The 11,146-nt window shown below is 70.4% G+C and carries 8 protein-coding genes; 4 read left to right on the forward strand and 4 right to left on the reverse strand.

Annotation, left to right across the window (positions count from 1 at the left end; all coding sequences use genetic code 11):
• Positions 1-98 precede the first annotated feature (98 nt).
• On the reverse strand, positions 99-1,019 hold the full coding sequence (locus ACIA8F_RS35705; RefSeq protein ID WP_399385186.1) for an NAD-dependent epimerase/dehydratase family protein: 921 nt from the start codon (positions 1,017-1,019) through the stop codon (positions 99-101).
• 90 nt (positions 1,020-1,109) lie between these two features.
• Positions 1,110-2,279 carry an epoxide hydrolase family protein gene (locus ACIA8F_RS35710; RefSeq protein ID WP_399385187.1) on the reverse strand — a complete coding sequence of 390 codons (1,170 nt, stop codon included), beginning with the start codon at positions 2,277-2,279 and terminating at the stop codon, positions 1,110-1,112.
• 832 nt (positions 2,280-3,111) lie between these two features.
• On the opposite strand from ACIA8F_RS35710, the gene ACIA8F_RS35715 reads away from it, so the two are divergent.
• From ACIA8F_RS35715 to tpg, 4 genes are all read left to right on the forward strand, one after another.
• On the forward strand, positions 3,112-4,392 hold the full coding sequence (locus ACIA8F_RS35715; protein WP_399385188.1) for a ParA family protein: 1,281 nt from the start codon (positions 3,112-3,114) through the stop codon (positions 4,390-4,392).
• Positions 4,389-5,282 (forward strand): ParB/RepB/Spo0J family partition protein, encoded by an 894-nt coding sequence (locus ACIA8F_RS35720; RefSeq protein WP_399385189.1) that lies wholly within the window; start codon positions 4,389-4,391, stop codon positions 5,280-5,282. The genes ACIA8F_RS35715 and ACIA8F_RS35720 overlap by 4 nt, the downstream gene beginning before the upstream one ends.
• A 123-nt stretch (positions 5,283-5,405) precedes the next feature.
• Positions 5,406-7,703, forward strand: a complete 2,298-nt coding sequence (gene tap / locus ACIA8F_RS35725; protein WP_399385190.1) for a telomere-associated protein Tap — start codon at positions 5,406-5,408, stop codon at positions 7,701-7,703.
• A gap of 9 nt (positions 7,704-7,712) precedes the next feature.
• Positions 7,713-8,267, forward strand: a complete 555-nt coding sequence (gene tpg, locus ACIA8F_RS35730) for a telomere-protecting terminal protein Tpg (RefSeq protein WP_399385191.1) — start codon at positions 7,713-7,715, stop codon at positions 8,265-8,267.
• Between the two features lie 146 nt (positions 8,268-8,413).
• On the opposite strand, the gene ACIA8F_RS35735 is transcribed toward tpg, so the two are convergent.
• Positions 8,414-8,887 (reverse strand): MarR family transcriptional regulator, encoded by a 474-nt coding sequence (locus tag ACIA8F_RS35735; protein WP_250744360.1) that lies wholly within the window; start codon positions 8,885-8,887, stop codon positions 8,414-8,416.
• Positions 8,884-9,522: a hypothetical protein gene (locus ACIA8F_RS35740; RefSeq protein ID WP_239516702.1), complete on the reverse strand. Its 639-nt coding sequence runs from the start codon at positions 9,520-9,522 to the stop codon at positions 8,884-8,886. The genes ACIA8F_RS35735 and ACIA8F_RS35740 overlap by 4 nt, the downstream gene beginning before the upstream one ends.
• Between the last annotated feature and the right edge of the window lie 1,624 nt (positions 9,523-11,146).

The following is an 11,146-nucleotide window of genomic DNA, read 5'->3' on the forward strand; positions in this document are numbered from 1 at the left end:
CGGTAGGCGACGTCGAACAGCAGCCGGCGATGGGCGGAGAAGGGACCGAGGGCATCAGAAGGAGCATCCGGAAGGTACGCGGCAGGGGGCACGAACGATCATGCTGCCGCTGCCCCCGCGGCTTCCGCAAGCGCTCCCGCCCCGGCCGAGCTGCTCGCGTACGCCGGAGCCCAGCCCAGCTCGCGCCCCGCCTTGGCGTTCGACAGCCGCAGGTCCGTGGCCATGATGGTGTGCGCGAGCGGGGCCGGCTTCAGCACCCACAGCGGTACGGTCACGGGCGCGGGCGCCCCGAACGCCGCGGCCACCGCCCGCATGTGGGCGTCCCAGCCCAGCGGCTCGTCGTCGGCGATGTTGTACGCCTGCCCGGGCCGCCCCGACTCCACGCCGGCGACCACGGCGTTCGCCGCGTCGGCCACGTCGACCCAGCTCAGCGCCCGCCCCTTGGCCGGCACCACGGGGAGAGCGCGCTTGCGCAGCATCGGCACCACGTGGGCATCGGTGACACCGGCCCCGTAGAACAGCCCGAAGCGCAGGCTCACCCCTTCGATCCCGTCGGCGGTGAAGGCCAGTTCCTCCTTGGTCCGCATCGCGCCGACGTGCCGCTCCAGCCAGACGTTCGCCCCCTGCGGCCCGAAGCCGTCGTCCTCGCCGAGCACGGCCCCGCCGTGGTCCCCGTACCCGTAGCCGAACATCATCGACTCCACGACGAACCGCCGCGCCCCGGTCTCCCGTGCGGCGGCCAGCAGGTTGACGGTGCCTTCGGTGCGCAGCGCGTTCGTCCCCGTCATGTCCTGGTGCCGGGCCATGGTCTTCCCCGACAACGCCGTGGCCGCGTGCACCACCACGTCGAAGCCGAGCCCGTCCACGGCGCGCAGCAGGCCCTCGCGGTCGAGCAGGTCGGCCCGGACCTCCATCCCGGCGCCCCGGCCGAGACCGGCGACCTCGTGTCCGGCCGCGCACAGGGCCCGTACCGCCCGCTGTCCCAGAACCCCGCTCGCACCCGCCAGCAGAACCTTCATGGCCGTCTCCTTCTCCCGCTCGCCCCTTGCGCTGTCATCCATGGGACACACGGGCGGCGCGGAACGTGACACGCGCGAAGGAGACGTGGGTCACAAGGAGCGGAAGAAGGCCCGGACGTCGTCCACCAGCAGCTCCGGAACCTCCATCGCGGGAAAGTGCCCGCCCTTCTCGTACGAGGTCCAGCGCACGATGCGGTCGGTCCGCGCCGCGATGTGCCGCAGCGGTACGAAGTTGTCCCGCGGGAAGTCGGCGAGCGCGGTCGGGGTGCTCGACACCGCGGGCGCCGCGCCCTGGTAGTCGGCGTGGGCACGCTCGTAGTAGATGCGGGCGGCGGAGCCGGCCGTCCCCGTCAGCCAGTACAAGGTCACGTTGGTCAGCATCTGATCGCGGTCCACGGGGCAGCGCGGGTCCGCCCACTCCGCGAACTTCTCGCCGATCCAGGCGAGCAGCCCGACCGGCGAGTCGTTCAGCCCGTACGCGAGCGTCTGCGGCCGGGTCGCCTGGATGTCGGCGTAGCCCTGCCGCTCGCGCGCCCAGACCCGGTACCGCTCCCAGGAGGCGAGCGTGCGCTCCCGCTCGGCCGGGCTCAGCAGGGCCAGTTCCTCCGGCCCGGGCTCGGCGGTGGCCCCGGCGCCGGGGAGCAGGTTCAGGTGCACCCCGCGCACGTTCCCGGGCCGGATCCGCCCCAGCTCCCTCGAGACGGCGGCGCCCCAGTCGCCGCCCTGGACCCCGTACTCCTCGTACCCGAGCCTCTCCATCAGCACGCCGAAGGCCCGCGCGACCCGCTTGAACTCCCACCCCCGCTCGGTGGTCGGCCCGGACAGGGCGAAGCCGGGGATGTGCGGCAGCACCAGATGGAAGGCATCGGCGGGATCCCCGCCGTGCGCCCGCGGATCCGTCAGCGGACCGGCGACCTTCTGGAACTCCACGAAGGAACCCGGCCAGCCGTGGGTCATGAGCAGCGGCGCCGCGTCCGGCTCGGGCGACCGCACGTGCGCGAAGTGCACCCGGGCCCCGTCGATGACGGTGGTGTACTGCGGCCATTCGTTCAACCGCGCCTCGGCGGCCCGCCAGTCGTAGCCGGTACGCCAGTACCCCGCGAGCTCACGGAGCTCCCCGAGCGGCATCCCGTAGGCCCGCCCCACCCCCGGCAGTTCGTCGGGCCACCGCGCCAGCTCCAGCCGCCGCCCCAGATCGTCCAACTCGCTCTGCGCCACGTCCAACCGGAACGGCACCGCCCACGGCCCCGATTCACCCATGCCCTCGCACCTTCCACCCACGACCGACCCCACCCACCACCAAGCCCCCGGCGTTAACGCCGTTAATGCCCAGCCCCCAACCAGCCCCCGCCCTCCCAGCATTAACGCCGTTAACGCCCCCGCACCCAACACCACGCCCCCCGACAGCCCTCAGCCACCCCCACCGTTAACGCCGTTAATGCCCCCCGCCCTGACCACCCCGACCACCCGACCGTTAACGCCGTTAATGCTGCGCACCCCTCCCGCCCCGGACCGTTAACGCCGTTAATGCCTCCCACCCCGGCCGCCCTCACCGTTAACGCCGTTAACTCCCCCGCTCCGCGCCGCCCCAGCGTTAACGCCGTTAATGCCTGGGCCGCCCCCCACCCCGCCCCACCCCACCCCACCCCGCACCCGCCGCGTTAACGCCGTTAATGATCCACTTCTCCTCCAAGGAAGCCCTCGCCCGAACGCTGATGGACGAGCAGTTCCAGCTATCCGAGGGCCTGCCCGCCATCGACCCGACCCACCGGATCGCCTTCGGGCCCCGCTCCGATGTCCGGATCCGCGCCGGGATCCGTCTGGTCATCGAGTTCGCCTCCTTCACCGGCATCCCTGGGATCGTGCCCGCGGACCGCATCTCCCGCTTCGACCCGGCCGCTCGCCCGAGTGCCGGTCCGAACTGGGGCTGCCCGCCCCGGACTCCGCACCGTCCACTACCGGCTGACGACGCGCCCTGTCCCCACCCCCCGCCCCCGCCCGGGGTCGATTCCCGGCCGATCCACACCACTTCGTTAGCAAAACTCAAGCGTGGTGCCCACAAACACCCTTGAACGTTAGTAAAGTCCCTCGCATGACTTCACCCTCGTCACCGAGCGACCGCGAGAAGGTCGTCTCCAAACTCCCTCCGTGGCTGCGCCAGGAGCTCAAGATCCGCACCGCCCAGCTGCGTGTGGACATCCAGGACGCCGTCCACCAGGGCATCGCCCACTGGAACGCGCTCGCCTCCTCCCCCTCCCCCGTCGACACCTCCGGCGCGGAATCCTTCTCCACCTGGCTGCCCGCCGGGCAGTGGGAGTCCTTCCGTACCGGCTCCAGGGACCGCGGTGTCTCCCTCATCCAGGGGCTGGCCCAAGCCGTCTCCCTCTGGCTGGAGATGAACCCGGCCCCCACCGTGAAGCGGCCCTCGGTCGTACGGCGCATCGTGGTGTGCAACCAGAAGGGCGGTGTCGGCAAGACCGCCATCACCGCCGGCACCGCCGAGGCCCTCGCGGAAGACCCCGACACCCTCCACCCGGTCCGCGTGGCCCGCCAACTGGCCCGTCTCTCGGCCGCCGATGACGGCGGCCAGACGGCCCCGGACTCACTCGCATCCGCCGCATCCGCCCCGCCGGTGGACCTGGAAGACCTGCCCGGCCTCGGCATGCGCGTCCTGCTCGTCGACTTCGACCCCCAGGGCCACCTCACCAAGCAGCTCGGCCGCCAGCCGCTGCCCATCGGCGGGGACAGCCTGACCTGCCACATGGCGGGCGAGGCCAAGGGCCCCCTCGCCGACCTGATCGTCCCCATCCCGGACGAGCACTTCGGCGACCGCCTGCACATCCTCCCGGCCTGCACGGACGCGTTCCTCCTCGACGTCCGCCTCTCCACGGTCCGCGCCCGCGAGGCCGCACTCGAGCGGGCCCTAGCCCCCGTCGAGGCCGACTACGACGTCATCCTGATCGACTGCCCGCCGAGCCTCGGCCTCAGCATGGACGCCGCCATCTACTACGGACGCCGCCGCGACGCCGAACAGCCGGGCGCCTCCGGCGCGCTGATCGTGGTCCAGGCGGAGGACTCCTCGGCGGACGCCTACGACCTCCTCACCTCCCAGATCAACGACCTCCGCGACGATCTCAGCCTCGACATCGACTACCTCGGTCTCGTCGTCAACCTCTACGACGGCCGGCGCGGCTACATCGCGACCTCCTCCCTCCAGGCCTGGATGGACATAAAGGATCCGCGCGTGGTGGCCATCGTTCCCGACCTCAAGGAACAGCGCGAAGCGGTCCGCGTGAAGCAGCCGCTGTTCGTCTACGCACCCAAGGGCGAGCAGGCGGTCGCCCTGCGCGCCCTCGCAAGGGAGATCTCATGAGCAAGGCCGACAAACTCGGAGTCTCGAGCTCCTTCGCCCGCGCCCAGCCCGTCGGCGTCAGTTCCCGCCGCGCGGCCATCGCCGAAGCCACCGGCGCCCCCACCTCCGGCATCGTCCCGCCCTCGGAGGTGCCGATCGAGGCCCTCGCCCACAACCCGTTCAACCTCCGCGAGGACCTCACCGAGCTCGAAGAGCTCGCCGCGTCCCTCACGGTCCGGGGCCAGCTCCAGCCCCTGGCGGTCGCCACCCGGATGGCCTTCATGGAGGCCCACCCCGGCAACGCCGAGGGCCTGGGCCGCGCCCCGTACGTGGTCATCGACGGCAACCGCCGTCTGGCCGCCGCCCAGCGCGCCGGCCTACGCACCATGCAGATCCACGTCAACGACACCCTCGCCTCCTCGGCGGCGGACATCCTGGAGTCGGCGCTCATCGCCAACGTCCACCGCGTCGACGTGGCACCCATGGACCAGGCCCGCGCCCTGCAGGAACTCGTCGAGGTCCACGGCTCCCAGGCCCAGGTCGCCAAGCGCCTCGGCAAGACTCCGGCCTGGGTCTCCCAGCGCCTGACCCTCCTGAACCTCACCCCGGATCTCCAGGACAAGGTGGAGACCGGCGAACTCAAGGTGGAACCGGCCCGCCGCATCGGCCGCCTCCCCCAGGAGGACCAGGCGTCCGCGGCGGAGGAAGCCGTTAACGCCGTTAACCCCCCGCGCCAACGCACCCGCCCGGCCCCGGCTCCCGCCCCCGAGCCCCACCCCTCCCCCGCCGCGTCCCCCCGCCGCATCACCATCGCGGCGGATTCCCCGGACACGATCGCGGACGCCCTCACCGCACACCTCACCCCGGATGACCTGAAGGCGGTGACAGAGCTCCTCCTCACCCGCATCTGACCCACGATCCACCCCGGCCCGGACACGAAGGGGGCGTTGGCCAGTCCGGACCACCACCGCCCCCACGTGTGTTTCACGTGCGTTCCATGGTGCGGTTCGCATAAGCTGCGCCTGGAGGTGCCAATGCCCAACGCGCACGAAAACGAACAGACCACGCTCTTCGCCGCGGTCGACGCCCTGCTCGAAGAGGCCGCGGCACAAGACGCCCTCCCCCACCCGGACGAGCGCAAGCGCCTCCGCGAAGCAGCAGGCCTGAGCCAGGACCAGATCGCCCAGGCCCTGGCCGTCCGCCGCGAGACGGTCACCTCCTGGGAAACCGGCCGCACGGCCCCCCGCCCCCCCAAGCGCGCCGCCTACGCCCGCCTCCTCAACGGCCTGGCAGACCTCCACGGCATTAACGCCGTTAACGCCCCCACCGCCGGCACCACCCCCATTAACGCCGTTAACGCTCCCCAGCCCGCCTCGCCCCAGCCGATCGCCGCCGCCCCGCGGGCCCAGGCCGTCTCCCCTCAACCGGCCACCCCCAGCAGCGCCGCACCCGTTAACGCCGTTAACGCCACCCCCGAGACCGCACCCCCTCACCCGGGGCCTGGGGCGGAGCCCCAGTCTCGGGAAGGGGCGGGTAGGGGAACAGCCCCGCAGGGCCCGCACCCCGCACCCCCAACCCCCCACCCCCAGACGGGACCGGGCACGCCCACGCCCCGCCGGACCCCCACGAAGCCCACCCCCCCGCCCCACCCGGAGGGCAACGGTCCCCTCGCCGTTCTGGACGGATCAGGAAAGGCCCACGCCGCCCACGGCGCCGTCCTCACGCCCCCCACCACCCTCCCCGCCCTCATCGAGTGGGCCCTCTCCCCCGCCGCCGACCTCCGCTCCCCCCGCCTCCACCGCAACGGCAAGGACGGCGACCCCCTCCTCGTCCTCACCCCCGCCGCCACCGAGGCACTCGGGCTCCCCCTGGTCCTCGAAGACCGCCGCGGCCTGCGCCTCCCCGACGACCACCCCGTCATCAAGCAGCTCACCAAATCGAAGTGGCAGCTGACCCGCCGCGGCTTCGGCCCGTGGCCCCGCATCTACCGCCCCGCCACCCCCACCACCGGCCGCCAGTGCGTCCAGCTCGCGATCCTCCCCTGGGGCGCCCTCGACCCCCGCGCCTGGGGCGAACACACCGCCGAGCTCCCCGCACCGGAACTCGCCGACCTGCTCACCGCCTACGCGACCCGTGTCCTCACCCCCCGCGGCTCCACGGCCGTCTCCGGCCTGGAGCTGATGACCGCGCTGCGCCCGCCCACCCGCGCCGCCCGCGACGAGTCCACGAACGCCTGGGTCTCCGCCCCGGTCGCCGGTTCCCTCACCCGCCCCGTCGACCCCGCTCCCCCGGAGGCACCCGACGAGCACCCGGTCGTCGCGGCCCTCTACCCCCGCTCCCACCAGCGCACCCCGGACCAGGTCCTCGACGAGGAGGCCTACGACTGGATCCGCGATCCCCAGCTCCTCAGCGACGCCGAGTGCACCCGCACCCACGCCGTCGGCATCGACGTGAACATGGCCTTCGCCGCGGCCGCCAACCGCCTCCTCGTCGGCACCGGCCCCGCGGTCCACACCGACGGCCCCCGCTTCGACCCGAAGCTCCCCGGCTCCTGGCTCGTGGACCTCTCCGCCCAGGCCTCCGCCATGGACCCCCGGCTCCCCAGCCCCTTCACCCCGCACGGCCTCCCGCCCACCGGCCCCGCCTGGTACGCCACTCCGACGCTCGCCTACGCCCAGGAGCTCGGCCTCACCGTCCAGCCGACCGAGGCCTGGCTCCGCCCGGAGCACGGCCCGTACCTCGACGCCTGGTACACCCGGCTGCGGGACGCGTACATGGCCACGATGGCCGAACTCGGCGTCCACCCGTCCCTCACCGACTCCGCCTTCCTCGAGGCGATGGCGGAGTACAAGAACGACCCCGCCCACGCCCTCCCCCAGACGGCGGTCCTCTCGGCGATCAAGTCCACCGTCAAGGGCGGCATCGGCAAGCTCCGCGAGCGCCCGCAGGGCGCCGGCTACCGCCCCGGCGAGAGCTGGCCCGCCCTCGAACGCCCCACCTGGCGCCCCGACATCCGCGCCGCCGTCATCTCCACGGCCCGCGTCAACATGCACCGCAAGATGCACAAGCTCGCCACAGCGGCAGACCTCTACCCGATCGCGGTCCTCTCCGACTGCGCGGTCTACCTCTCCGACGGCCCCAGCCCCCTCGACTTCCTCCCCCGCACCCCCGAGGGCAAGCCCCTGCCCGGCGGATTCCGCCTCGGCGTCAGCCCCGGCATGGTCAAGCACGAGGGCACCCAGCCCCTCCTCTGGGCCGTTCAGCTGCTCGACGAACGCCACAACCCCGCCCGCCACATCAAGGGCCACGACGCCGCGGCCGACGGAGAGTAAGAGCCACCCATGTCCGAGATCAGCGACAGCCTCGACCGCGCCGACGAGCAGAACTTCACCCGCCCCATCCCCAAGTCGGCGGGCGCCCAGATCCGTTACCTCGTCAAACAGCTCAAATCGACCAAGGCCGTGGCAGACCTCCTCGCCATCTCCCGGCGCACCGTCGAGCGGTACGTGAAGGACCAGATCAAGCAGCCCAAGCCGGCCCTCTCCGCCCGCCTGGAGCGCGAAGTCCGCCGCCGCTGGCAGCCCCTCGTCCGCAAGCGCGCCCGCGACAAGGCCGCGAAGCAGACCGGCCTGGTCATCGAGACCCGCGCCCGCTTCGGCTTCAGCGCCGCCCCCGGCACCACGGACGACGGCCGCATGCGCCGGATCACCCAGCACCTCCCCGCGGAGTACGCCTCCCGCCTCTTCAGCGCCCACGAGGCCGGAGCCGGCGAGGCCCAGCTCCGCTCCATCACCGCCGAAGGACTCCAGGAGATCTACTTCAAGGACAACGGCGCCCGAGCCCAGGGCCTCCTCGTCGAGTTCACCGACATCGACTACGTGGAGCTCAACTTCTGAGGGAGCGTCCTCCCACCGGGCAGCCACCCAAGCCCCGGACGCTCACGCCCGTCCTGAGCCCCTCAAACACCACAAAGGGCCCCGGAGTACTCCGGGGCCCCCACAAGCCCCTGAGCACCCCTCAGAAGCCCTTCAACGCCACACCCTCAGCCCACCGCGTGCAGCGCCCGACGCCGCTTCGATTCGGCGGCCTTCTTCGCAACGGCCTGAGCCGCCCGCTTCTTGCGCTGCTCGGCGAGCTGGTCCTGATACGCCGCCACCGCCCGGTGATAGCTGGCCACATAGCCCCGCGCGTCCAGCCGCTCCTCCGCGTCCATCTCGTTGACGGCCGCGACCGCATCCTCGAACGAGGTGTACCCGGCAAGCATCGGGTTGATCTGGTAGACCCCGTTCCGGATCTTCCTGACCAACTTCGCCAACTCCAGGCTCCGCAGCGCGGCATTCACGCTCGGCCGGCTCAGGTCCAGCATCCCGCCGACCGTCGCCTGGTCGATGAGGATCCGACCGCCCGGCTCGCTGAGCGAACGCAGCTTGAGCAGTACCCGGTACGCCGCCGGCGGCAGGTCGAGGTCGGAGAGCAGCCCGTCGGCGTTGACCGCGGCGAATCGCAAGGTGCTCACTGAGCCGTCCCTTCTCCCGTGCGCTTCGTCCGGCTCACCCGACGCGCAGCGCGCTCTCTTGCCCGTTCGGCCCGCAGTTCCGCGATGGCCTGCCTCATGTGGTCCAGCGAAGGGAAGCGCACCAAGTCCGGCAGGCTCGTATCGCTACGAATCTGCGAGATGGTCCCGTGCTGCTCCACCTTCACGAACTCACCCGTCATCTCGGTACCCGGGATGAACTCTGCCACCCGGTAACTGTAGGGCGGGTTGAACTGGTACACACCCCGCCGCACCTTGAAGACGATCCCATGAGACATCACCGTGTGCAGAGCTTCCGAGGTCTTCGTCCGGCTGACATCCAGGATGGTAGCCATCTCCTCCTGGGTAAGTGGAATCCGCCCCCCCGCCCGCTGGCAGGCGATGAGCAGCAGAATCAGCCGCAGAGGCAGCGCTTCACGGAAGTACTGGGCGATCACGAGGAAGAACTCGAGGCTGTCCATCGAGAACGCATTCGGCTGATTCTCGGTCCCGTAGAACTCCAGCGGCTTGCGCTCGCCGTCCAGGGTCAGCTTCCGCGTCGGGTACCGCTTCGCGAGGCTGTCCAGATCCTTGACCGGAGCCAGCGGCTGACTCCACGCGGAGATCGCGTCGTCCACCGGCAGATCGGGACGCGGGGTCCCTACCGGATTGCCCCGGCGGCGCTGTGGCTCTGATGACACGAGGCTGCTCTCCACTCCGTTGATCTGCGGAGATCAGTATGTCAACAAGGGTGACACAAGTGTCACGCTCGTTGACGTTCGGCGTGTCTTGTGTCCCCTCACAGGTGACATATCTCAGCCACACACTCCCCGAACTCCCCTCCCGACCCACCCCTGCCAACGCCACCCGCCCCACCACCAGTTCGCCGGCAGATCTCCCCCCATACGTCAGCCCCCCTGACGTTTTAGCGCATTTTACGTCAACGCCACTGACGTTTTGCAGTCGTTGTGTCCCCCTAGCAGCGACACAACCACCGAGATATGTCCCTCCTGAGGGGACATATCTTTTCCCCCGCACCCCCTCTGACCTGCGACGACGCATCTCCGTACCTTCTATAGGCCGGTGGACGCTCCGGCCCAAGCCTCAAACGCCGTCGCAACCAGCAGCCAAGACCCCACACCAGCCCCAAAAACCACCCTCCCCGCACCCCCGCGACCAACACCGGAACCCCCCACTCCCCAGCCACAACGCCGCAGAATCTGACTGATTCCCGTCTCTATCCACCCAACATTTTGAATCACACCACCCATCCGACCCTTAACGGCGTTAACACCCTCCACACCCACCAGCGTTAACGCCGTTAACCCCACCCCCAAAACCCCAGGTCAGAACCAACCACTCGAACCCGCCCCAGCCAACACCCCAAAAAACCAACCTTCACCACTGCGAAGCCCTATCTGACCTCATCCAACACACCCAAACCACCTGAGAACAGCTTTGGCCGATTTCAAACCCATGCTCCAGGCTCGACAGAAGCAGCTACAGCTCCAGTGAAATGGAGTCGGCCCAACCCACTAACGGGTCAAGCACTTGAATCTAAAAGTTTGGTTCTCCAAGCGCCCCCGACTCACCGAAGCCATCCTGTTCCCAAGACAGTTCAGGCGCCGGCTTCAGAACAAAGTGAAGATCCTGGAGCGAAGCGGAAGGACTCTTCCCCGAAGAGAAAACTGTGGGCTGCTAACCAGCCCGCCCCAACGCAGCGAAGTCTGGGCGGCTTGAAGCTCCCAACCCTTCCGTATTTCCTTAGGCCTCGAAGCCACCTGGTCCTGGAGCGAAGCGGAAGGACCCCTGACCGAAGGCGGGGGCTTCTGGACCCAAGCATCTCCTGCTGAGGGAAACGAAGCAGCGCAGTCCCAAGCGCACAGCTCAGCGCCTAGTTCTGGAGCGAAGCGGAAGAACCCCCCGCCTAAGGCGGGGCTTCAGGGTGCGAAGCGCCTCCCCTGAGCGCAGCGAAGCAGTTCAGCCCCAGACGCGCAGCGTCTGCGTATCCGCTTGGGCGCCTTTGGCGCCAAGGCCTGAAGCGAAGCGGAAGGCCCCCCCGCCGAAGGCGGGGCCACGGGGCGCGAAGCGCCCCCCCCTGAGCGCAGCGAAGGGACTCAGTCCCAGGCGCGCAGCGCCTGGGTACCCGCTAGGGGGCCTTTGGCCCCCAAGGCCTGAAGCGAAGCGGAAGGCCCCCCCGCCGAAGGCGGGGCCACGGGGCGCGAAGCGCCCCCCCCTGAGCGCAGCGAAGGGACTCAGTCC

This window comes from Streptomyces sp. NPDC051563 (genome assembly GCF_044454225.1).
Classification (GTDB): Bacteria; Actinomycetota; Actinomycetes; order Streptomycetales; family Streptomycetaceae; genus Streptomyces.